Below are 23,781 nucleotides of genomic sequence, written 5' to 3'. Positions count from 1 at the left end.
AAAACCCATGACCCAACAAACGCTGACCCGCTTGAGACACCTGAAACTGACTGGCATGGCGGATGCCGTGCAACAACAACTGGAACAGGCAAGTACCTACGAAGGGCTGCCCTTCATCGAGCGGCTAAGCCTGCTGGTCGAACACGAACAACTGAGCCGGGAGCAGCGTAAACAAGCTCGGCTGGTCAAGCAGGCGAGGCTCAAACTCCAGGCCACGGTGCAAGAGGTGGACTACCAGTCTGCACGCAACCTGGAGCGGTCACAGGTGGCAAACCTGGCCCAAGGAGAGTGGCTGCGCCGGGGCCAGAACCTGCTCATTACCGGCCCCTGTGGCTGCGGAAAAACCTACCTAGCCTGTGCGCTGGGCTACCAAGCCTGTCAGCAGGGGCACAGCACTCGTTACTACCGGCTGCCGCGTCTGCTACTTGAGCTGAGCCAGGCCAAGGTAGATGGCAGTTACGCCAGACTGCTGGGTCAACTGGCAAGGATAGAGCTGCTGATCCTGGATGACTGGGGACTGGAAGCGGTGAATGCCGAGCAGCGCAACGCCCTGCTGGAGATCATGGATGATCGGTACGGGAAATACTCGACGGTCGTGGTCAGTCAGCTGCCAACGGAAGAGTGGTACGCGAGCTTGGGGGACAACACTCTGGCAGATGCGATCCTGGACCGGCTGATGCACAACGCTCACCGGCTGTCACTGAAGGGAGAATCGATGAGAAAGAGGAGAAGTGAGTTGACCCAATCTGAACACTCGAGTTAGAAACGGGGTGACGTGAGCGCGTTAAGGATCAGGGTGTTCACGTTGGCCGGAATGGCTGTTCAACTTCGCCGGAATACGCATTAATAGCTACCCTACCGCTTAACCTATTACGTGTACTGAATATTTTTGGTGATAGCTTCAGCTGGGTTGTTGAATTTACGTTATGGCTAATTAAAACGATAGCGGCTCTTGTACTGACCCTTCTGGGTAGTTTAGTTGTGAAGGCGTTCTCAAGATCACGAGAATATCGGGCTGATGCTTTTGCGGCAGTACTTTTGGGTAAAGGCCCCATGATGAATGCGCTGAAGTCACTCGCAAATGACACATCCAAGATACCTCTTGAACAGAGTGCTTATGCAACGTTCAAAATATCAGGCCGACTCGGCTTCTCAGAAATATTTTCAACACATCCACCAATAAGCAAACGACTTGCCGCACTTGACGATGGGACCTATATCCCTGCGACTGACAATATAACTAAACTCACAGTTAGTGACTCAACACAACCACAAGTACAGGAAGTACAGGAAGTACAGGAAGTACAGGAAGTACAGGAAGTACAGGAAGTACAGGAAGTACAGGAAGTACAGGAAGTACAGACGACTACGATTGACCAAGTTCATCATCGCGGCAAGCGAAAATCTGTTATGGCCCTGATGATGTTTTTCGGTGGCGGTTTGGGGTTACATAAATTTTACGCTGGCAACTGGGGCTGGGGTCTTATCTATCTCGCTGGCTGCATAACTTGGATTCCTGTTTTTCTATCTCTTATCGAGTTTATTCGGGTGCTTTGCCTGACTCAAGAAGATTTCGACAAACGTTACAACCTTCAAAAAATTAAAGCATTTCAATGGATTTGGTAATTGTTATTTGTTTTTACAATGGAGTTATTTATGTTTAGAAAAACTGCTTGTTCGATTTTAGTTATGGCCTTATCAGGCTGCGTTTCCAATGGAGATGATTTTGGTTCTGCCTTGAACAAGGTCGTAGATGATGCACTTGCTCCGCTCGATAACCTTGCCGCTGGACTTGATCCCAACGCGGCTCAAGAAACTTCGATGCCAGTACAAAAGGAAAAATGGACACCCACCGAGAAAAATTGTGAGGCTATCAAAAATAGTGCTGGAATACATGTTAGAGCAAAGCAACAGCAGTGCCTATCAATGTTACAAGGCAAGGCTGTAGATGAAACCCAGTCACTTGCAACCACTCTAAGCCCTAGGCATCCACCCTATATCACTAAAATTGGCAGCCCGTTAGCCGATGAAGGCACGGATGAAATATTGCATTCCAATACGGGGGCAATCAAGCGTCACGTACTTGCCAGTCGAGAGTTCCAGCTGACAAAAAACGGATTCTCGTTAGACCTTAAACCAATCAACTTTCCAGACATCGCTAAGGAAGAATTTAGATTAGTTGAGACCACAAATTGCCCATCAGGGATGGGGATGGAACAAGCTATTTGGGTTAATGATAAATCTGGGCATCCTGGCGCTGCCAAGATACATTGTTTTTCAAACTCAGGCCCATCAGTACTCCTCAATGACAATAGTGATATGAATCGAGCTCTGTATGGCAATGCAAAAGGATTTGTGGTGTTCACTATCAACGGCGAGCTAATAAACAACAAAGCTTACGTGAAGGTATTCATGTCAAGAATGCAACAAGTTTACTGACGCAGCAACATATTTAACTCTGAATACAACAATGACTAAAAGGAACATTGTCAATGAATATTATAAGTGGTTCCCTAACAGCTATTATTTGCCTGCTGTTAACGGTTCCTGCAGCTCAAGCCGGAATGTTCAACAAACTGGACGAACTGACCGTAAAAGGGGGAGAACTGGAAAGCTGTCCAGGCGTCACCTTGGAGCAGCAGGCCGATAGCTTCTTTAAGGATCCCGAGTGGTCGGCAGGCAAAGCCACTGATGGCCGCAAGCTGGTCAACGTGAGTGGCACGTTCACATATGGAGATAGACCTGTTCGTGGCCTGCTCCAGATGTGGATCCAAGGTGAAGAGTTCAGCGTGGAAGCCTTGGAGATAAACGGCCAGCCACAATCTGACCTCATGATCGATGCACTGCTAGATAAGATGTGCGAAGCAGCCAAAGAAGAAGCCGCCCCCCAAACAGCTCTATATGGGAAACAGCCCCTCCCCTTCATCGGCAAACGCAGCTTTAACTTTGCAGGTGGAAACGGCACAGAGCGATACATCACGATCCAGAAGAATGGTCTGACTGTTATCGAAAGCTGTGGTGCCGCCTTGATGGATGACAATGGCAACTTCCAGGAGCCAAGCTGCTCTGTGGATTGGAAAGGCCCGTTCGCCATCCCCCTCAAGACAAGCTCTGCTATATATCGAGTAGAGAAGGATCGGATTTATCAGATTGAACCAGATGGCAGCCCAGCCCGAGACTGTATGACATCCAGAGAGGATTGCAGCGTCAGTTTGTACGAGTAGAGCAAGGTCGGTGGCATGAAAGCGGGAGCAATCCCGCTTTTTTTTCGTTCAATACCAGCCAACAGAGTAAAAGTCTCGACGGTGGTGTCGGCTCGACGGGGGTAGTTCGTCGATTCGACGCACCGTCGACATCCCCAGTAAAACCACTGAAAGGTGCATTTTCCCAGTCAGATAAGGGGCCACAAAAAAATATTTTTTATTTTTTTCCGGCTTTATTTTATGCACATCTTTTTTAGCGAAGTCATCAGGCAGGCGTCTTCATTACAACCCCCAATAATCTATACGCGTTTAAAACGGCTTTTGAAGGTGATTAGCAATGATTCTGATTTTTTTAAAAATGTCAACAAACTTACATAAACAGACATGCCGTTGACTATATATCTGTATTTTTCGAATTTTATATCAATCTCTATTCATGACTACCTTCTTACTGGCTGCTACCCATATTGACCTTAGTTCGTTTCATGCGTAGTATCTCTCTCATCAAGTCAGCCATATCGACTTGATTTTTAAGGATATTTAAAACAATCCTTACGCTCTTTAAAAATTAGACGAAACTAACCTCTCCCATTTTAGAGAGCGTAAAGGACCACATTTATAATGAGGTTTTTATGACTCTAGTGATAGATCGATTGAAGGGATGTGTCGTGGATCGCGTCGCATTGGCGCAAGCTGAGATTTTTAAGCTCCCAGCAGACCAAGTACACTTCCTTCTTGACAAAGAACGAAGCATGCATATGTTCATTTTCAATGACAGAACTGCCGGTAGTCGTCGTTTCTACCCAGTCAATAGCGCACTGGTTCCAGAACTCGGTGACCTAGTAAAGCAGTATTGCTTCATACCATTTCGTTCTGAGCAGGGTGGGTTGGGCATGATGCAAATCCATATGTATTCTCAGGACCTATACACACGTTCGAAGAGAGAGTTAATGGAGTCCAACTTTGCGGTCTATACGACAACGCGCTTGGCAGACTCTTATGCTTTCACTGGTAGCTCTGATATAGCCATTCTTCCTATAACCGATCAGGAGTACGTGAGCTTATTAGAATTGACATTTGCAGAATCCATCATAGACAGTCGGCAGCATCCAATCTTTCAGAAGTATGCTGTAATTTCACCCACCGATAACAAGAGCGCCATAGATGAAGAAATTGGTGAAAAATCAACCATGAATAAGTCATCTTTAGATGATGACTACGCGTTAAATATCGACATCGATCTCGCTACAATAAATGACATCTTGTAGCTCAAGGTTTAACGCCTTATTTATAAAACGAAAAAATTCGAACATTATTACTTGCAAGAATCTTCCTACCTATACGTCCCCGTATACTTCTTCATCACTCGATGAAGCAAAACACCCTATTACATTCAGTAACATCCCCTTTACATACGCCAGATTTAACTATCACATCCATCAAAAGGGCGTAGAAATACGCCCCCTTCTATTCCAACCCCTAATCAACAATGCTCAGGGGGGTCATGTTGTTCTTGATGCCCTTGGGCGATCCAAGGACTTTACCAACATGAACACCGATGACGCATTCATGCTTCGGCATAAATCGAAGCCATTCGCAACGACGACAGGCAGAAATGTGATTTACGGGCCAAGTCTGACTTCCCTAAAAAAGAAGTTCTGGCCGTTTGTCCTCAATCCAGCAACCGGATTTCTGTATATCTTGGTCGATTTCGCCCAGCAGGAGCCTGCTATCGCGGCCTGTTTTGCGAATGACCAAGAGCTCCTGGCAGCTTACCTAGCTGGCGACCTATATCTTCATATTGGTAGCCACCCTCATCTCGCTGGTTTGGATAGGGATTCGCTTAAAAAGCTAGTCCTACCGCATTCTTACGGTCAATCTGCTGCTGCCTATGCCAAAGAGCACAAGATCCCCCTTGAAGTAGCGCAGCGTTACTGGCGAGCATTAAAAGAAATATTCTACCGTGTCGATGCAGAGCTGAACCACCGCTCTCAGCTGGCTTTTCGTGACGGCTATGTCAACTGTCTGGACTGGGCAGCCCGCGTTACACCACTGAGTAACCCTCTTGCTGTTCGCAACTGGCCTGTTCAAGCGGCTGGCGCAGACATCATGCGTCGTGCAGTTATCGGCCTAGTAGATGCGGGTATCGACCTACGCCTGACCATCCATGATGCGTTCCTTATTCGAGTTCCTATTGCTGAGCAAGATCAGCAGGTAGCGAAAGCGATCGCATTGCTCAAGCAAGCCAGTGCCTTAGTGCTGGACGGTTTTGAGCTCAATGTGAAGGTGGATGGTGTTTTCGATGGTCAAGTGGGGGTGGTGTGATGGTGAGCAAAAAATTTGATGCGGTTGAATTCAGTACAGCATATCTGGCTACGGTTAAGCTTTATAAGGGCCCTTACGTTGTATATGAAAATCAACCAGGGATATGCCATACACACAAATCCGATAGAGTTATAGCATCCATTCGCTCCTTCGCAAGAAGTCGCGGCGAACGCCTCAACGAAAATAGGCTAAAAGATGTGCTGGATGAAATTGCAGCCTTTGCCTTTGAAGATGCACTGCCTGTTGTTGTTCACAACAGAGTGGCACCTTATCTTGAAGGGTACATATACAACTTGGGTAACGGCCGTTTTCTCCAGAATATGGGGACGGGTATCAGCGTTGTCTCCACGCTGCCAGAAGGAATTTTCTTCACTGAAACTAATACCATGCTGGCTATGCCAGAGTTAGTCCAGAAGTTTGATATCAAAGCATTGCTGAACTTGTTCAACTGCAATAACAACGCACAGAAGCTGCTGTTGCTGGCGTGGCTGACATATACAATCGCTACCCCCAAAGCTGCCCAGCTACCGTTTCCGATACTAGTGGTAAAAGCACCAGCGGGTTCGGGTAAGTCCTTTATGTGCAACAAAATTATTAGGCAGTTAGTTGACCCATGTGCAGTACCTAGCCAAGCAATGCCGAAAAACATCAAAGATATCGCGATTTCATCTCAGAATAACCATGTGCTGATTTACGATAACCTTCGATTTATACGTCAGGAACTGAGCGATGGTCTCTGTGTCGTCGCCACTGGAGGGTCTCTTGCTGGTCGTAAATTATACACTGATGGTGAAGAGTTCAGCATGGATATGCGCTGCGCTCTTGTATTGAACGGTATCCATACTTTTGTAACGGAAAGCGACCTGGTTAGTCGATGTCTGAATATCACTCTAAAGCCGATACCAGATGAAGCGAGATGCTCAGAATCTGAATTGTCGGCAAAACTCGAGGAGCAGCTACCTTCCTTAATTTATACATTACATGTATTAACAGCCAAGATCATTGCTACGAAAGGCTCTGCAAAGGTACTCTATCGAAGCCGCATGGCGGATTTCTCTCTTTGGGTTGCTGGTTTGGAAGCTGTGCTTGGCCAAGAAGCAGGAGTACTACAAGAGGCATACAAACAGAACGTTGAACAAGCAAAAGTAGCGGGTGTTGTGGATGACTCTCTCTTCGTTTCCTTGTCCACGTTTGCTCAGCGTTACTCCAAGAGCAATCCTTGGCACGGTACTCCCCATGAGTTGCTCAGCGCTTTGGAAGCCCAAACGTCTGTCGGTCTTGGGTCAGACATGCCCAAAAGTGCAGCCGCTATGTCTCGGAAGCTACATGTGCTACTAGATGCCCTTACTAGCAACGGAGTTCAAGTCATTCGAGGGCGGGCAACTGACAGATACTACAACGTCTGGTTCGAGCCAAAAGCTAACCAAAGTCGTGGCGAATTCGACGACGTGGCGGATCCTTCCGTCACCCCGACGCAACCGTCGCGAGAAGATCAATCTTGTGAGGAAAACGATGGCGTAGCAGAATCTCTACTGGGATAAAATGAGTAAAATATCAACGCCAGTCCTTCGGGGCTGGCGTTTTTTCTATCTGATGTTACCAATGGCTCCTGATATTAGGGTTTGCGACCCGTCAAAGAGATCTCAGCTCGCTCACCATCTCACATTGTTTAGTAGGCCAAAACCTTAGTGATATAGGTGATTGCCACGATGGGAATGCGCTCCCGATGCTATAATGACTCACAGGAATAGCTCGCATTTTCCTAGTGTCTATGGTGGCTTATCAATTATTCATCCTTACATAAATAGCTTCATATTAATTTTTTCGTGAATAGTAATTATCACTTCATACAGTGCAGCAAAGACACTGTCTTCATCACGTTCACCGAGCTTTGCCCAGACCGCACCATCATTACCCCAGTTTTGAGGAATCCTATTTTTCCCCTGTGGATCTAGGTCCCAACTCCACCATGACCAATATTTATTTGATTTACCTTGCATATGAGGGAAAAGTTCTGACATCGCTGCTGAAATGTTAGCAGTTTGGCCTTCTTTTTTACTTACTCCTGATATACCAAAGTACAAACCATTAAAGTTAGCGCGGTCAAACTCCCAGCAAAGACAATAAGTATCACTAGAACTTAAAGGTATATAAAACCCAGCCCATCGACTAGATGTATCTACATCAGTAAAGTTGATTTTTAAATCATATGGAATCAGTTTTTTATTCAGATCTGAAATCAATTTTTCATATAACTTTTTACGCGCACTTTCTATCTGGTTATAAATAAGAAATGCAGACTCTATAGTATTACTATCTTTTTGGATGATTTCAGATAACTCATCGTTGTTATCCACAATAAATTCTCCGTTAATTGATTGATTTACCTGATTACCCATGACCCTCAGCCAGCTTCAAGAGCCGATATGGCATCGGAGGGCTTGCCACGACTGCATGCCCCAATTCTACCAACATGCTATTGAGGTCAAAACGATGATTAAACCGGAAGCAGTATTCCGCAAGATGCCTTGGTAAATGCTTCGCTCCGAGCGTATGGCAACTGCCCCGCAGCGAGTTTTTCACATTTCCTATCATCGTGTTTACCCAGTTGAATGCCGGATGATCCAGCCAGTCCAGGTTGCCCCCGGTGACAACTCCCAGGTGCTCACAATTGGCCTCCTTGACCGCTTTGAAACAGGCCAATCCATCGGATATCACCGCGCTACCACTGGCAATATGCCGTTTTGCCCAATCAGCAACGGACTTGGTTTTGAAACCATCGACCACCGTCATCCGCATCTTGATTGGATGTCCTTCCTTGTTCAGGGCCACTGCTGCCACAAACGGCGTCTTGCCTGCCGCGCCCCGACCCCGTTTGCCACCACGGCGCTCGCCACCCCAGTAGACATCATCGAGCTGAATGATGCCGCTGATGGGCTGCTTGTCATCGGACTCTTTCATGGCTTGCAGCAGCTTGTGCTTGAGCATCCAGGCGGTGTCATATTTGACGCCCAACTGGCGCTTTAGCTCCATCGCTGACAAGCCTGTTTTGGTTTGTGACAACAGGTGCATTGCCAGAAACCACTTGGTCAGTGGGAGCTTGGTGTTTGCGAAAATCGTGTTTCCAGTCAATGACATCTGGTGACGGCAGTGATTGCATTGCCACACACGTGGCCGCCTTCTCAGGCGACAACAGGTCTTGTTGGCACATTCAGGGCAGACAAAGCCGTTAGGAAAACGCCAAGTGAACAGCGCGTTTTCGCACTGAGCCTCAGTGCCATAGTCCTTGAGAAACTCAAACAGGCTGTAGCCTTTCTGGAATTGGATTTTGCTTTTGGCCATGATCTCGCACCTCGATAACTGTACGTAAGATCAGTATAGTTCGTGGTAACTGACTGCTAATCATGGGTAATCAGGTTGATTTATGTATTTAATTAGTGACTCAACAAAGATTCTGACTGTGCCTGCACGAACGTACAATAAACAATCGCCTAACCATCTGATGACATCATACCAAGATATTGTCAGAATGTGTTGTTTCAAAGAGTCTGGCGTGTCATGCGGAAGAGTCCATTCGCCGGGTTCATGATTGCATAAGTATATTAATTTCCACGGTCTCTCCATCTTATTTAGCCATTGCGCATAGTCTCTTAATTGATTCTCTTGGTCCTCAGCCCATGGCTTATTTTCTATAGCAATAAAACCGTCTGATGTTGTCAACAAAAGATCTATTTTTCTGCCATTTTCTATAATGACTTCATAATCTACTCTGGCCTTATAAAGGCAGTCCTTATCAACTATAGGGCTATTGTGTCCCATCTTTTCAATGAGATTGGTAAATCCTCTTAGAAACAATATTGACTGCCCATGACTTTCATTAGGGGATAGTAAAAAACATAGATAACGCGAAAGTGCTAAATAACTGATCCCAATAGTGCTACACCTTCGCTGTGCCATAGCCATTCCCCGGGAAAGGAGACACGGTATCCATGAAGTGTTTCACTCGGGCCAGCAGGTTTGCCATCCCTCTGCATTGATGATTGCGCGTGATGGTTTCATGTAACTTGTGCCATAGCCGTTCTATGTGATTAACCCAAGGGCTGTAAACTGGCTGGAACACCAGGCAGAACTTGGGATTCTTCTTCAACCATCGCTCGGTCTGTTTGCTTTTGTGAATGATGTAGTTATCGAGGATCAACGTGATGGTTTTGGCTCGTCGGTAGTGGTGGCGCAGCTTTTCCAGCATGGCAATAAACAGCGATGAGTTTTTCTTGATCCCGCTGACGTAAAGTACCCTTCCGTTGCCTGCGTGGAGAACGCCTGCCAGATAATGCTTGGCATTCTGCCCCGGTGTGACAACCCGCTTTTGCTGCGCTCTGAACATCCAGTCGGCTCCTAATTTGGGATTGAGGTCTATATCGACTTCATCCTCATAAAACACCGGATTATCGGCATCACAGCGGGCCAGCGCGGCGTCGATATTCGCCATTTTTTCCTGATAGGCTGGGTCTTTTATCCGCAAGGTCGGCACGGGCCTGCGCCAGACAATGCCCATACGAGGTAACCATCGGCGGAGCGTGGAGGCTGCCACATTGAGCCCTGTTAACCGATTGATTTTTATAGCCAATAGTTCAGTACACCAACGGCTGCGCTGATAACCAAAATCTTGCGGAGAAAACTGCATGAGCAGCACCAGTAGGGTGACAATCTTGGCGATAGGTAAGACTGGGGCACGGCCAGCCGGTAAGGCTTCTAGCGCATCTATGCCTTCATCTCGATACCACCGAAGCCAACGACCGATGGTCGAGCGCGCAGCGCCGGTAAGGTGATGAACATCGGTGATCGTGCGTCCTTCATGTAACAGCAAGATGGCCATCAAGCGACGAGCATGTCCTTTATCACGGGTGGCATGGATGATTTTGTGAATGCGGCGCCGTTGTGGTCGTGGCAGAGGTGGTAGGATAGGCATCAACTCAGTCCTTTGGGTGTGGCTTGTTTTGTTTAGCGACTAATCAGATCGCACAAACTGGACTGAGTTCCCTTCCTCCGGTGATCTACTATTCGGAACAGCTATTTAGTGGTCGATCGCCGCTGCAGCGGCATCATATGTTGTGGTGAGGGGCTGGCCAAGGGGCGTTTGGGAGTCTGGGCCAACGGCCAAAGCCAAGGGCAAAAGGACGCTGCCGCGCTGCGCTTGCCTGCTGGCGATAAGCAGGAACGCTTAGCATCTTTGGGCGGGGGAAAGCACAAGGAATGAGTTGCCATGCTTGAGATAATTATCTCTTCTCTTGTTACCCACTGGGTAACTTTGATAAACTCATTTTGCTGCAAGAGCATCTGTAGGGGGGATCAACCAGTAATTGACCTTCTACATTGGGCAGTCAGATAGCTGGTTATCTGACGGTAGTTCGACAAACGAGTCGGTTTCCGAACCCATGAGCTAAGGAAACGCTGCGGCTACCAACCTTTCATAAAGGGCACATTACGGTGTGCCCTTTTTCATTGTACGTTCCCCACCAGAACGCCATGTGCGGTGCGTTTTGTATAGGCGGTAACAACCGTATAGATGTGGCCAGATGCGGTTTCCGGTGCTTCCCTGGGCTCAAGCACAACGAGTCCGAGCGGGGATTTCAGGACGGTAGGACGGTGGCGGCCCGCTGCACTGTTGAACTCACAATATATCTTGGCTCCAGGCCGAATAATGTCGCTGATATAGCGGGCCACATCGTTGATGGTGTGGTAGCCCATCTTGGTCAATTCCTTCTCATGTTCAGCCCAGATATGGCGAACGCCAAAGCCTCTGTTTGGGCCTGTATGTCTGCCGACTCTCAAGAAGATCTCGCCAGCAGGGATCCGCTCACCTTTAGACACAATCTCGGGGATCATGCCATAACAAGCCAACCCAGCGGGGTGTGTAACGTTTTGGTTAGGGGAGCCGAAGACCCCGTGATCTTTGCTCGTCATAGCGAAACCAAGTGGACACGAAAGGGCCATTATATCACGCAGATACTGCGGTTTGGGGGACTGGCATTGGCCACCGTTTTGTCTTCTAGGTCAACGGCCAAAGCCAAGCCCAAATCCGGCCAGCGGGGCTGCAGTCGAGCGGGCCAAATCGGGTACACTGGGGCTCTTTTATCGCCCAGGAGCGCCTTGATGCCCGCCCTACTCACAGACCTCATCAACCAGGTCAGCGATCCGACCGTCAAGACCACCGATCTGCTGCGCAAGGCCCTGGTGGTCGCCCGCCGGCTCAATCAAACCGAGTGGATCGACTGGATCAACTCGGAGTTGCACGGCTACCCGCAGTCCGGGGATTTACCGCGCTACCGTGTGTTATATGGTGAGCTCAAGGTCGATGTGCCTGGTCACGGGAGGTTGCCGTTGCCAATACGGGATCCCGAGATGAGCATGTTTTTTTCCGAATGTCGGTTTGGTCGCAAGATGGGCGAACTGGAGGGGCTGGCCGTACCCGGTAAAGTGGTTCGGTCGTTCTTCTCGTCTGAAGAAAGTGCTTTTTTGATGAGGGAGTTTCAGTTGCCGGGTCAGCCAGAAGTTGCCCTGGGGTCTAATCAGGTGCAGGGCCTCATTGATGCGGTTAGGGACAAACTGCATGCTTGGGCGCTCGACCTGGCTGAGGCGGGGATCGAGGGGTACGAGATACCCTCCCCACCCCAGCCGCTGGCGCCGGTGACCGTTCACATCGAAGGCGGGTTCCACGGTGGCCAACTGATGGTTAGCTCGCCTGGGGGCCAGCAACAGCAAACCGTCACCGGTGAGCAGAAGGCCGCGGATCCGTCCGGGCTGGCGCAGGGGTGCGCGGATGCGCCACGGCAGCCGGCAGGCCGCGACGCACGGCAGAGCGAGCCGGATACCCTCAAGCCCCAGGCCGCCACCGCCAAGCGGAAATGGCCGCTGTTCGTCGTGCTGGCCGGTGGTAGTGCGCTGGCAGTGCTGCAAAGCGCCGGCGGCGGGGTGCTGAGCGAGCTAGTGCTGAAGTGGCTGGCCACCTTGAGCGGCGGCTGATCGCTATCGTCGGGGCATGAGCGGGGCTGCGTCCCCGTTTTGCATTCAGGGATAGCAGCCAGTGCGCGCCCTGCACCCGTTCCGTGAGGGTGGCGGGATCCTGCCTGCTTGCAGGCCTGCAACCGACATGGCCAAACCGGGTACAATGGGGCTCCCTTGTCGCCCAGGAGCGCATCAATGCCCGACCTTATCCCTGAACTCATCGCCATGGCCAGCGAACCGACTGTCAAGACCACCGATCTGCTGCGCAAGGCCCTGGTGGCCGCTCGTCTGCTCAAACAGCCCGAATGGGCCGCTTGGATCAATCATGAGCTGCAGGGATACCCCGATGGCGTTGAGCTGCCAGCCTACCGGCGGCTACGGGGTGAGCTGGTAGCAAACAACCCCGCGAGAGGATGGATCCCGCTGCATGCTGATTCTCCTGAGCTGGTCGAATTGCTGACAGCCTGCAGTCTGGGCAGTGCTGTCAGTGAGCTGGAAGATCTGGCGTCCTCTGGCTATCCGGCTCGGCTCTCATTTACGCCGTATCAGGTTGCCATCTTGCGGCCAATGCTAGAGGTGCCCATGACACCGGCACTTTCCTTGGGGGCGAGTAAGCTGCGCAGTCTCCTCGATGCGGTTAGAAATCAAGTGCTGATGTGGGCACTCGATCTGGCCGACGCAGGGATCCAGGGGGAAGGGATGACGTTCACAGTTCAGGAGCAGCAGCAGGCCCAGCAGCAGGCACCGGTGAGCATTTACATCAAGGGCGGGATCTACGGTGGCCAACTGATGGTGAGCTCACCAGGTGGCCAGCAGCAGACGGTGACCGGCGAGCAGAAAGAGGCCGCCCTAGCGGCTCTATTACATTGGCTAGCTCAGGTTATTGCGCAAGGGCAACTAGGGGTCTGACGCTCAGTGGAACGAAAACTCACGTTAAGCAACGTTTTCTGCCTCTGACGCCTCTTTTAATGGTCTCAGATGTCCTTTGGTCACCAGTTCTGCCAGCGTGAAGGAATAATGGCCGAGCATATTGATATGTCCGTGGCAAAGCGGGGAGAGGCGTGCGATATCTTCATCATTCAGTGTTTCACCCTGCGCCCGGAGATGATCCAGAGCTGCCTGCATATAAATAGTGTTCCATAACACGACGGCGTTAGTGACCAGCCCCAGTGTGCCCAGTTGATCTTCCTGACCGTCGGTATATCGTTTTCTTATCTCACCTTTTTGACCGTGACAGATGGCTCTGGCAACGGCATGGCGACTTTCTCCCCGATTAAGCTGGGTCAGAATGCGCCGGCGGTAATCTTCATCATCAATATAATTAAGCAGATACAGCGTTTTGTTGATGCGCCCCACTTCAATGATTGCCTGAGTCAGTCCGGAAGGACGTTCACTTTTCAGCAATGAACGGACCAGCACTGAAACCTGTACTTTGCCCAGCTTCAGGGAGCCAGCGGTCCGGATCATTTCGTCCCACTGAAGGACTATTTTTCGGGGATCTGATTGCCCTCTGGCAATATCATTCAGCACGCCATAGTCGGCATCATGGTCCATTCGCCAGAAAACCGAAGCACCGGCATCAGCCAGGCGTGGAGAAAACTGGTATCCCAGCAGCCAGAAAAGGCCAAAGACAAGTTCGCTGGCACCTGCTGTATCGGTCATAATTTCGGTTGGATTCAGCCCGGTCTCCTGTTCCAGAAGACCTTCCAGCACAAAGATAGAGTCCCTCAGCGTCCCCGGTATAACGATGCCATGAAAGCCGGAATACTGATCGGACACAAAGTTGTACCAGGTGATCCCTCTGTTATTACCAAAGTATTTGCGGTTCGGTCCGGCATTGATTGTTCTGACTGGCGTAACAAAGCGCATTCCATCTGCAGATGCCACTTCTCCTCCACCCCATATCTGTGCCAGTGGCAGCGTTGCCTGAAAATCAACCAGTCTGGCATTAGCGCTGGTGATAGTTTCAGCCCGCAGATAGTTCGCTTTTGTCCAGTTCAGCCGGTGTCGGGTCAGTGCAGGAACATTTGATCTGATCAGTGGTTCCAGACCGATATTGCAGGCTTCAGCCATCAGCACGGCGCTGATGCTGACGGGCAGATCATCAACTCTGGCACTGGCTTCACTGGCATGGAAAAACTCATCAGCAAATCCGGTATGGGCGTTAATTTCGAGCAGCAACTCCGTTAAATCCACCGGAGGGAGTAGATCACTGATCATTTTGCTCAGTCGTTTCAGACTGTCCGGCTCATCAAGACTGGCGAGGGGAGAAATTGTCAACCGGGGCTTCGGGCCAGAAACATCGAGTTCGACAGCCTCATTTTCGCAAAGACGTGCAGCAACCTGTCTGTAACGACTATCAAGCTGATGACCCAGAGATTTTATTGCTTCCTGCGGGTCTGTCGGGTGCCCCAAAGAACGATAAACCTTAATCCGGTTTGCCTGCCAGTCAGCACCCTGTAGTAATCTTGCACGAGGATCTCCCCACCGGTTACTGCCGGTAACGTAGACATCCCTCCGCCTCAGACTATCCTGCAGTTTACTGAGAAAGCAGAGCGTGTATCCCCTGCGGGTGATATGTTTTTCCTTGTTAATCACCAGCCGTTTCCATGACCGACTGATAATTTCCGTTGGTGCGTCGTCAAAAAACTGCCGCCGTGAGCTGAACTCCCGGCTGAGGTAGTCACAGGCATTCAGAGTGGTAACCCCGGCAGGTGCGGATGAAAATTTAACGGTATTCAGCAGATGGGGCAGGAAACGACGAACGCGCCCGTACTGCTCCACCATTTCTTCATGAAAATTATCGTCTGAGGGCCGGGCAATTTCACGGACAAGCGTGATGATTTCAGCCAGCTTTTGCCTTGGGATGTAGCTGAACACCTCAGCACGAATCGATTCGTCCGGTGTTTCTTCTTTCAGCAGGTACGAACATGCGCTGGCGAGCGCCAATGCAGATTTATCCAGATCCTTCAGCGAGCGGAGCCGTTTTTTCTGCCCAATCTTTCTGGCGTCACGGATGATAACGGCCAGCATGGCGTCCAGAACGGGGGGGTAAGCGGGAACCCCAGAAAATTCCGCCATTCCGCATTGTGGAATTTTTTGGGGGGGTGGTCCGCGGCATGACGACCCGCCAAAGGCTACCGCATCTATCTGAGGCGCTGTGGCGCGACGCTGAAACCCCGGGGAATTCCGCTACTCCAGTTCCAGGTCCGCAATAGTTCGTCCAGGTCGGGTGGCGTACGCCGGAAACGCCGATTTTTCCGCAACCGTTTCTGCGTTGTCGGCAAGGTGGTCTCAGAGAGCGCTCAAGAAGCGGTTTTTCTCGTATGTTTAGCTACGGTGGCCTAGGAGCCTGCGCGGCAGAAGCCAAATCGGCGGAAGATCGAGGACGATACGGGGATGGCTGCCAGTTACCTTCCTTACCGACCCGACCAATCCTATCTGCTGCCCCCTTCTCTGGGAGAGTGGCTACCTGAAGGGCATCTTGCCTACTTCATCAGCGAGACTGTCGATACGCTGGACTTGAGCGCATTCCACGCCCGGTATGCCGGCGGTGGTCCGGGCAATCAGCCGTTTCATCCGGCGATGATGGTCAAAGTGCTGATCTATGGTTACGCGAGCGGCGTCTTCTCTTCGCGCAAACTAGCCAGGAAGCTGTACGAGGATGTCGCGTTGCGTGTGCTGGCCGCTGGAAACTTCCCGGCCCACCGCACGCTGAGTGACTTCCGTGCCCTACACCTGACCGAGCTTGAGAATTTGTTCGTTCAGGTGGTGCAACTGGCGCGCGAATGTGGGCTGGTGAAGCTTGGCACGATCGCGGTCGACGGCACCAAGGTAAAAGCCAACGCCAGCCGCCACAAGGCGATGAGCTATAAGCGCATGAAGCCGGCCGAGGACGAATTGCATTGCGAGATCAAGGCGCTGCTTGATCGCGCCAAGGCTACCGACGACCAGGAGCGTAACGAGCCGGAGCTGGACATTCCTGCCGAGATTTCTCGCCGCGAGAAGCGCCTGGAGGCGATCCAGGCGGCAAAGGCGCGCCTGGAAGCGCGCCAGCGTGAAGCGGACCAGGCCCGGGGGCGCAGCGAAGACGATGGCCGCCGGCCTCGCCATCCGGATGGCTCGGACAAGGGCGGTGGCTCGTACAAACGCGAGTTTGGTGTGCCGGATGACCGTGATCAGGAAAGCTTCACCGATCCGGACAGCCGGATCATGAAACACGCCGGTGGTGGCTCCGAGCAGAGCTACAACGGGTACACAGCGGTCGATGCCGAGCACCAGATCATCGTGGCGGCGGAGTTGACCAACTGCGCCGCGGACAGTCAGGCGCTGCTGGGCATGCTGGCAGCAGTTCAGGCCAACACCGGAGAAATGCCGGCCCAGACGCTGGCGGATGCGGGATTCCGTAGTGAGGCTGTTCTGGCAAAGGTCGCCGATCACCACGGCGATGTCATCGTTGCCCTCGGCCGCGAGGGACGTGAAGATGCCAAGGTCAATGCCAAGACCCATCCGCATACGGCGGCGATTGCGGCGAAATTGAAAACGGAGCAAGGCGATGCAGCTTACCGCCGGCGCAAGTCGATCGTGGAGGCTCCGAATGGTTGGATCAAGGCGGTGATGGGATTGCGTCAGTTCAGCATGAGGGGCCTGGACAAGGTGCAAGCCGAGTGGAAGCTCGTCTGCATGGCGCTAAATCTGAGGCGAATGGCGTATCTGTGAGGGCGAAGGTTAAATGGGGCGGCTCAAATGCACCCCAGTCGTCATAACACGCCGCGCGCCGCAAGATTGGTATCCTTGGCGCCGACGCCTTGCCAATTGCAGAGAGCGCCGCCGCCATCGTCAGTGCTCTACAGAAAACCGGTCACACGGCTCTGCCGCGCAGACTCCTAGCCTAAATGTGACAGTGGTTGGTAATCCATGCCGCCCGCAAGGGCGGCGGTGGTGGGCCAATAGATGATTTTCAGAGCCTTACTGCCCGTTGACGCCCAATCCCTCGAGCGCGAGTCTAGCCGCAGCGGCGATGACGGCCTCGCTGTGCTTGTCATCCTTGTTAGGCGCCCGGGTGTAGACGGCCAACACAATAGGTGCGCGCCCAGTGGGCCAGACGACGGCATAGTCATTTGCCGTGCCATACACTCCGCAGGTTCCGGTTTTGTCTCCGACTGCCCAGTCTGCCGGCACCGCCGCGCGGATGCGGTGGTTGCCGGTCGTGTTTCCCTTTAGCCAATCAACAAACTGCTGCCGCTGCGGCGCAGCCAGTGCAGAGCCCAGTGTCAGTTTTTGTAAGCTTTCCGTCACGGCGCGCGGCGATGAGGTATCGCGCGCATCGCCTGGGATGGCGGAGTTCAGCTCCAGCTCCCAGCGGTCCAGACGGAACGTGGTATCGCCGATAGAGCGCATGAAGGCCGTCAGCCCGGCCGGGCCGCCCAACTCCTTCAGCAACAAATTGGCGGCGGCGTTATCACTGTATTGCACGGCGGCCGCGGACAGCTCCGCCACCGTCATGCCTGTTGTCAGATATTTTTCCGAGATGGGTGACCACGGAACCAGCGCATTTTTGCCGTAACGGATGGGTGTGTCCAGCAAGCCGGCCTGCTGCTGGCTGCGAGCCAGCACAGCGGCAGCAAGAAAGCCCTTGAATGAGCTGCACAGTGGGAAGCGCTCCTCAGCGCGGTAACTTACAGTTGCGCCTGAGCCGGTATCCATCGCGTACACACCGATGGAGCCGCCAAAGTCCTGTTCGAGTTTAGCGAATGGTTCCGCGACGAGGTTGGTCAGCGCGGTGGCAGAAAAGCCAGCCAGCGGCCATGAGAGACAAGACAGCAGAACTAGACGGCGATACAGTGACATCAACGATATTCCTTGTTTGAAGGTGGAGCTAGGTGTAGCGGCCGGATGTAATCAGGCCGCTACAGCTGGGATTATCACCGAGCGGCAAGCCGCTCCCTCTCCAGAGGCTGTAACGGCTGTAACTGCCCCGGATGGGCACACATCGGGTTGGTAAGTCCCTGGCACCACAACGTCCAGCGCTATTGAAAAACGAATCAGGTCGGCGTTCATGGGTCGGCCACCTCGCCTGACCTCGGCATCCACGTTACGGACGGCCTCAGGAAGTCCTGGCCAAGCCCCGACTATTGGGGCGCGAAGATAGCACCGAGGGTACGCCGGTGTCAACACCAACTGAAAACTGACCCACTTTACCCCTGAATCACCAAAGTAATACTGACCCACCTGGATCATTCGGGTTTGGAATTTTTCCTGACCACTCCCGCCTTCCTCTTGTCCTTCAAGCGGTAGCTTTCGCCGCTCAGGGTCAGGATATGGGCATGGTGCAGCAGCCGATCCAGCATCGCGGCTGTCAGGGTGGTATCGCCGGCAAACGCGTCGGCCCACTGGCTGAACGGCAGGTTCGAGGTCAGGATCATCGCCCCTTTCTCATAGCGCTTCGCCACCACCTGAAAGAACAGGTTCGCTTCCTCGCGTCCGAAAGGCAGGTAGCCGATCTCATCGATCACCAGCAGCCGTGGACCGAGGATGGCGCGGTTGAAGTATTCCTTCAGCCGCCCTTGTCGCTGCGCCGTGCTCAGTTGCAGCATCAGGTCGGCTGCCGTGATGAAGCGTGTCTTGACCCCGGCTTGCGCGGCCTTGTAACCCAAGGCGATGGCGAGGTGGGTCTTGCCGATGCCAGAGGGTCCGATCAGCACCACGTTCTCGGCCCGTTCGACAAACGCCAGACTGCCCAGCTCCTGCACCAGTGCCTTGGGCACGCCGGGGTTGAAGCTGAAGTCATAGTCCTCCAGGGTCTTGATGCCCGGGAAGCAAGCCATCCGCGTCAGCAGTTCGCGGCTGCGCTGCTGGCGACACCCCGCTTCATGCCGCAACAGGTGTTCCAGGAAGTCGGTGAAGCTGAAGTCCTCGCGCACCGCCTGCTGCGCCAGGACGGGGTAATGCGTTGCCACCCGTTCGAGTTTGAGTTGCTGGCACAGGGCGTCGATCCGCTCATGCTGGAGGTTCATCGGCAGGCCTCCCCAATTGCGTCATAGACAGACAGTGGGTGCTGGAGAGATTCCAGTGGTACCGGGCGGAGACTGTTATCCAGCAGGGGGGCCTCGTCGCGCCGCACACGGGATGGCAAGGGTTGCAGGTGTTCCCGCTCCTGCCGCCAACGGTCGATGGGGCGCTCGTTCAGGGTGGCGTGGACCCGCACATTCGCCTCGTCTGCCAACCAGTCACGGACGCGTCGGTTGGCAGCAGCACAATCGAGCAGCAGCCCCGTGCCCTTCATCCGGGTCAGCAACGGGTTGTAGAAGCTCTCGCGGAAGTAGCGATTGAAGCGCTCGACCTTGCCTTTGGTCTGGGCCCGATACGGGCGACACAGCCGGATCCGGAACCCCAGGTCATCGGCCAGTTGAAGCAAGCCGGGGTGAAAACGGTGCTTGCCGTCACCGTAGGCATCGCGTTCCAGCACCACGGTCTTCATGTTGTCGAACAACACCTCGCGGGGCACACCGCCCAGATAGTCAAAAGCCAGCAACAGGGAGTCCCGCACGGACTCGAAGGATTCGTCCGGTACGAAGGTGACAAACGTCATGCGGCTGTATCCCAGCGTGGCGACGAAGGCCGACATGGGGGATCTGGCCCGGCGCAAGACCACGAAATCAGCCTGCAACTGCCGTCCGGGCTCGGTCTCGAAACGGACGGCCGGACCTGCTTCGCGGCGGGCGGGCTTGAGCGTGGCGAGGAAGGCGCGCAATAACGAGAGACCGCCGCCATACCCTTGAGCGCGGATTTCCCGATTCAGGACGGTGGCAGGCAGCCAGATGGGGTGGGCCTGCTCGACCCGTTGCCGCAGATAAGATTCAAATGGCCCCAGTTTGGTGGGGCGTGGTTCACGGGGCTGGTATCGCGCTACCGACGGATCGCGGAGGTAGCGGCGCACGGTATTGCGCGAGACCCCCAACGTGCGGGCGATGTGCCGGATGGAGTGGCCCTGTCGGGCAAGAACTCTGATTTCCACGGTTTGCTCCTGGGTCAACATCGACGGCCTCGAAAAGGCCGCCAAACTAGCCCAGGTGGATCAGTTTTACTTCGCTGGGGTGGGTCAGTTTTACACTGCTGCTAACACGGAACCGCTGAAAATTCCGTCACTCCAGTTCCAGGCCTGCGACGATCGCATCGAGATCGATCGTCTTGCCGCTGCTTTGAAAGGTGTAGTGCCCGTTGAGCAGGATGTGCCGCCATGCCGCAGGCGAAATTTTTGTGATGAGTGCCAGCGCCTTGCTGTTGCCGGCCGCCTCGTACTTGGTCACCAGCCGCGACAAGATTGCCGAGTTGTAGAAAATGATCGTGTTGGCGATCAGCCGTGCGCACTGGTTGCTGATCTCGATTTCAATGTCGGTGCGACCGGTCAGTTCCTTCTTACCGCCGACCTGGGCAATGGCCGAGCGTAGCTGATGGTAGGACTCGAGGCGATTTTGCGAGCGGTGCACGTTGCGTTCCAGTTGCGGATCGCGCAGGTAGCGAAGCGTGTAGATGCTGCGGATGAGCTTGTCGAACTCGAAGATCGCGCGCCGCGTCGGGTTCGTCGTGGTGTAGGTGCACAGCTTGCGGATCAGCGTGCCCTGCGTCATTTCCTTCAGCCCGAGTGTGGCGACGATCCGGTCGATGTTCGGCTTCTCGCGATGGATGAGATCGCAGTCGATTTTCCCGACTGGCCGAATCAGGCACGCCTGATACTGTGCTGGATCGTCAGCGCAGTAGAGTTCTTTCAATTGCGCGTTGAGGTCGGTGAAGCGCGGCTCGAACCGCCGGCCAAACCAATGCAGGATGGCGAAGTTGGCCTTGTTGACGCTGTGCATGTCGCCGGTGATCGCGGTCGGCATGATGTCCGACGTGTTGCGATACCAGATGTCGAACACGTGGTGGGCCTCGTAGTCGTGCGCGCCGATCAGGTAGCCGTTGAGCGGGATGTGGTTGCACAGCAGCGTGTAGGCGACCACGCCCTTGCCGCGCCCGAAGTACTTGCGCGAATAGCGCGCCTTCACGGTCGGCCGTTCGACGCTGAATTTCTGCCCGTCGACGGCACCGTACAGCGTTTCGAGGTCGAACGAGTAGTATGGGAAGATCGGTAGCGTGGCGATGGCGTTGCTGATGCAGTCGTTGGCCGCGTGCAGCGTTGCCTGGCGCAGGTACTGCTGGTAGCCGCTATCCAGCACGTGGTACGGGATGTCGCTGGTGCGCGCCATGACGTGGTTGCCGTGGTTCATCGCTTGCGCGATGATGACCGCCATCAGGCTGTCAGCGTCGGCGACCTTCTTCGCGTAGCGCGGCTGCATGGGCGTGAACGCCGACAGAAACTTGCACTCGTCGTTGACGAAGCGAAACACGTCGGCCACGTCGCAGAACGGAAGCTTCTCGTAGAATGCCTTTTCGCGCGCTTTCTCATTCTCGCTCTTGGGCTTGCGCCAGGTCAGTTTCTGCGTGTCCTTGTTGTATTCGAGGTGCGTCAGCTTGCCCTGTTTCAGCTCGCGGTTGAACGCCAGCCACTGCGTGCGCAGTTCGGCAGTCAGCGCATCGAGTTGGGCATGGACGGGTTGCTGCAGGAAGGGGATCTCCATTTTTGCGAGCACATCGATCTTCCTGTCCATCTCAACCAGTTCATCTGAGAAGTGCCGGTGTTGCAGGCTGTCGTCGAGGTAGAGTTCACCCGATTGGAGACGCTTCCTGATCTGGCGGTACAGCCAGAACTCGTAGCGGTCAGCGTGCAGGCCGGTTGGTTTACCGTCGGCGTCGAAGGTCAGCAGGTACGGCCGCAAGCGTTTCGGAAGTGTCGCCGCGGGCCACTCGTCGAGTGGCCGTTGCGACAGCCGCTGCTGCTTGGCAAAAACACCTTTGGCCCAGGCCAGCGCGGCAAGCCATGGACTGTCTGGATTGGAGCCGGAGAGGTCGAGCGCAACGTACAGTGGACGAAGATGGCGGCGCATGCGGTCGGCCAGCCCGTCCACCGCCTGCCACTGCAAGGCCAGCTTGCTCGCCGGCTTCACGCTCATACGCTGCGCCGTGGTTTGCAGCGTATCGCGAGGCATGATCTTGTAGGCGCGCTGCCGCACCTCGCCGAAGGGCGTGGGATCGGCCACGCTATCATCAACGTAGAGTGACAGCAGGCGGCCTACCCGCGGCGTTTCCTGCTGACGGCGCACCTGCTCGTCGGCAAAGGATTGTTTGGCACCAGCGCTGCTTTCGTCCTCCAACTGCTTCATGTGGTACGCCATCGCATCGACCAGGTTGTCGGAGAGCTGCCGGTAGCGTACCCAGGCATAGCACAGCAGGTAGAGTTGGGTCTGATCGGCCTTCAGATTGCGCAGGTCGTGGACGGTGTAGAAGTTTGCCAGGCTCGCGTAGTACAGCAGGTTCTGCTGCGAGACGTCGAGTTTAGGCAGCAGTGTCTTGGCGATTGCGTGCAGCGGCTCCAGCGTGGCGCGCTTTTCGCGCTCGCGGACCATCTGGCGCCAGCCGAAATTCTTGGCGTCCTGCTTGAGCGCCGCCAGTTGCGACAGGGTGTCATCACGGACCAGAAGCTGGCTCAGCGCGGCCTTGGCAGATTCGTCCAACGCTTGCTCCAGCAGATTGCCCAGGCGCCGGCGCTCGGCGGATAGCGTTTCGCTGACCAACTCTTGCAAGGTCGTATAGCCGGGCCGGATAATCTTGTGCTCATTGAGCCAGACGATCAGCTCGGCGGCGACGAACCCCGGCGTTACGTCACGCCGCACGGTCCGTGCGGCCTGCTGCTCGAGCTGCGGCAGGAAGGCGGCCGACCACGGCCAGTAGCCGAATAGTTTGGCGATCTGCTCGCGCTGGGTGTAGCGTTCATGCTTGGTGATCGCCTTGGGTTCGAACACCTCGCCGTGGAAATAGCGGCTCAGCACGAAAGCGCAATCGTCCTCGACTTCGTCCCAGTCGAAACTGAAGAAGGCATGCTTGGCCTTGAAGTAGCCGATCTGCAAGAGGCAATAGACCTTGGCATGAAGACTGGGCCGGCTGTTGGCAAGCGCCAACTCGGTTTCTGTCACAGCCAGATATTCCAGCTGCTGCGCATCATCGAACTCCGGCAGGCCATACAAGGCCTCCTGTTCGGCGTCGGATAGGACGCTGAGTAGCTTGTTCTTCTTGCTCATGGCCCGTTCTTGCTATCTTGAGGTTTCGTAGAAACATGGGGCATTTTCGATTCTACTGAAATAATCGTTATTAT

Annotated in this window: 19 protein-coding genes and 1 pseudogene; 10 read left to right on the top strand and 10 right to left on the bottom strand. The window is 53.7% G+C overall.

Annotated elements, in window-relative coordinates; translation table 11 throughout:
* Positions 1 to 7: 7 nt before the first annotated feature.
* From istB (C3F36_RS20010) to C3F36_RS19980, 7 genes are all read left to right on the top strand, one after another.
* Positions 8 to 763, top strand: a complete 756-nt coding sequence (gene istB, locus C3F36_RS20010) for an IS21-like element ISAs29 family helper ATPase IstB (protein WP_000194037.1) — start codon at positions 8 to 10, stop codon at positions 761 to 763.
* A gap of 83 nt (positions 764 to 846) precedes the next feature.
* Complete coding sequence (locus tag C3F36_RS23630) at positions 847 to 1,626, top strand: M48 family metalloprotease (RefSeq protein WP_324806716.1); 780 nt, start codon at positions 847 to 849, stop codon at positions 1,624 to 1,626.
* Between the two features lie 30 nt (positions 1,627 to 1,656).
* Positions 1,657 to 2,439, top strand: a complete 783-nt coding sequence (locus C3F36_RS23410; protein ID WP_158656167.1) for a hypothetical protein — start codon at positions 1,657 to 1,659, stop codon at positions 2,437 to 2,439.
* A 53-nt stretch (positions 2,440 to 2,492) separates the two neighbouring features.
* Positions 2,493 to 3,224 carry a hypothetical protein gene (locus tag C3F36_RS19995; protein ID WP_104455760.1) on the top strand — a complete coding sequence of 244 codons (732 nt, stop codon included), beginning with the start codon at positions 2,493 to 2,495 and terminating at the stop codon, positions 3,222 to 3,224.
* A gap of 647 nt (positions 3,225 to 3,871) precedes the next feature.
* Positions 3,872 to 4,471, top strand: a complete 600-nt coding sequence (locus tag C3F36_RS19990) for a hypothetical protein (RefSeq protein ID WP_139440468.1) — start codon at positions 3,872 to 3,874, stop codon at positions 4,469 to 4,471.
* A gap of 280 nt (positions 4,472 to 4,751) precedes the next feature.
* Entirely contained in the window at positions 4,752 to 5,528 is a 777-nt protein-coding gene (locus C3F36_RS19985; RefSeq protein WP_158656165.1) for a DNA polymerase, read from the top strand.
* The gene (locus C3F36_RS19980; protein ID WP_158656163.1) at positions 5,528 to 7,069 is read left to right on the top strand and encodes a hypothetical protein; all 1,542 of its coding nucleotides are present in this window, start codon (positions 5,528 to 5,530) and stop codon (positions 7,067 to 7,069) included. The genes C3F36_RS19985 and C3F36_RS19980 overlap by 1 nt, the downstream gene beginning before the upstream one ends.
* Before the next feature lie 255 nt (positions 7,070 to 7,324).
* Here the strand turns inward: C3F36_RS19980 and C3F36_RS23405 are convergent, their stop codons facing one another.
* The 5 genes from C3F36_RS23405 to C3F36_RS19960 form a co-directional block, all read right to left on the bottom strand.
* A complete protein-coding gene (locus tag C3F36_RS23405) occupies positions 7,325 to 7,927 on the bottom strand; it encodes a hypothetical protein (protein WP_158656161.1) in 603 nt (200 codons plus the stop codon).
* The gene (locus tag C3F36_RS19975) at positions 7,920 to 8,870 is read right to left on the bottom strand and encodes an IS1595-like element ISKpn3 family transposase (RefSeq protein ID WP_043851557.1); all 951 of its coding nucleotides are present in this window, start codon (positions 8,868 to 8,870) and stop codon (positions 7,920 to 7,922) included. Before C3F36_RS19975 ends, C3F36_RS23405 begins: the two co-directional genes overlap by 8 nt.
* Positions 8,871 to 8,930: 60 nt before the next feature.
* A complete protein-coding gene (locus tag C3F36_RS19970) occupies positions 8,931 to 9,485 on the bottom strand; it encodes a PDDEXK-like family protein (RefSeq protein ID WP_199769624.1) in 555 nt (184 codons plus the stop codon).
* On the bottom strand, positions 9,466 to 10,497 hold the full coding sequence (locus C3F36_RS19965; protein ID WP_001809438.1) for an IS630-like element ISAhy2 family transposase: 1,032 nt from the start codon (positions 10,495 to 10,497) through the stop codon (positions 9,466 to 9,468). Before C3F36_RS19965 ends, C3F36_RS19970 begins: the two co-directional genes overlap by 20 nt.
* 530 nt (positions 10,498 to 11,027) lie before the next feature.
* Positions 11,028 to 11,492, bottom strand: a complete 465-nt coding sequence (locus C3F36_RS19960) for a hypothetical protein (RefSeq protein WP_233759675.1) — start codon at positions 11,490 to 11,492, stop codon at positions 11,028 to 11,030.
* A 189-nt stretch (positions 11,493 to 11,681) separates the two neighbouring features.
* Between C3F36_RS19960 and C3F36_RS23400 the strand changes: the two genes are divergently transcribed.
* Both C3F36_RS23400 and C3F36_RS19950 read left to right on the top strand, forming a co-directional pair.
* Entirely contained in the window at positions 11,682 to 12,551 is an 870-nt protein-coding gene (locus C3F36_RS23400; RefSeq protein WP_158656159.1) for an AbiTii domain-containing protein, read from the top strand.
* 177 nt (positions 12,552 to 12,728) lie between these two features.
* Positions 12,729 to 13,442 (top strand): AbiTii domain-containing protein, encoded by a 714-nt coding sequence (locus tag C3F36_RS19950; protein WP_158656158.1) that lies wholly within the window; start codon positions 12,729 to 12,731, stop codon positions 13,440 to 13,442.
* Between the two features lie 24 nt (positions 13,443 to 13,466).
* Here C3F36_RS19950 and C3F36_RS19945 read toward each other — a convergent pair.
* A pseudogene (locus C3F36_RS19945) lies at positions 13,467 to 15,578 on the bottom strand (Tn3-like element Tn3 family transposase); the annotation flags it as partial.
* A gap of 354 nt (positions 15,579 to 15,932) precedes the next feature.
* Between C3F36_RS19945 and C3F36_RS19940 the strand changes: the two are divergent.
* Positions 15,933 to 17,252, top strand: a complete 1,320-nt coding sequence (locus C3F36_RS19940) for an IS1182-like element ISKpn6 family transposase (protein WP_004152397.1) — start codon at positions 15,933 to 15,935, stop codon at positions 17,250 to 17,252.
* A 249-nt stretch (positions 17,253 to 17,501) separates the two neighbouring features.
* Here C3F36_RS19940 and C3F36_RS19935 read toward each other — a convergent pair whose 3' ends face one another.
* The 4 genes from C3F36_RS19935 to tnpA all read right to left on the bottom strand — a co-directional run bounded on the left by C3F36_RS19935 (position 17,502) and on the right by tnpA (position 23,707).
* Positions 17,502 to 18,383 carry a carbapenem-hydrolyzing class A beta-lactamase KPC-2 gene (locus tag C3F36_RS19935; protein WP_004199234.1) on the bottom strand — a complete coding sequence of 294 codons (882 nt, stop codon included), beginning with the start codon at positions 18,381 to 18,383 and terminating at the stop codon, positions 17,502 to 17,504.
* A gap of 386 nt (positions 18,384 to 18,769) precedes the next feature.
* Positions 18,770 to 19,549, bottom strand: a complete 780-nt coding sequence (gene istB, locus C3F36_RS19925; RefSeq protein ID WP_004152394.1) for an IS21-like element ISKpn7 family helper ATPase IstB — start codon at positions 19,547 to 19,549, stop codon at positions 18,770 to 18,772.
* A complete protein-coding gene (istA, locus tag C3F36_RS19920) occupies positions 19,546 to 20,571 on the bottom strand; it encodes an IS21 family transposase (protein ID WP_004199214.1) in 1,026 nt (341 codons plus the stop codon). The genes istB (C3F36_RS19925) and istA overlap by 4 nt, the downstream gene beginning before the upstream one ends.
* A 106-nt stretch (positions 20,572 to 20,677) precedes the next feature.
* On the bottom strand, positions 20,678 to 23,707 hold the full coding sequence (tnpA, locus tag C3F36_RS19915; RefSeq protein WP_004152392.1) for a Tn3-like element Tn4401 family transposase: 3,030 nt from the start codon (positions 23,705 to 23,707) through the stop codon (positions 20,678 to 20,680).
* Positions 23,708 to 23,781 lie beyond the last annotated feature (74 nt).

Origin of the sequence: Aeromonas sp. ASNIH2, assembly GCF_002934795.1 — a bacterium.
Taxonomy (GTDB): Bacteria; Pseudomonadota; Gammaproteobacteria; order Enterobacterales; family Aeromonadaceae; genus Aeromonas; species Aeromonas caviae.
This window is presented reverse-complemented; position numbering and strand designations above follow the sequence as displayed.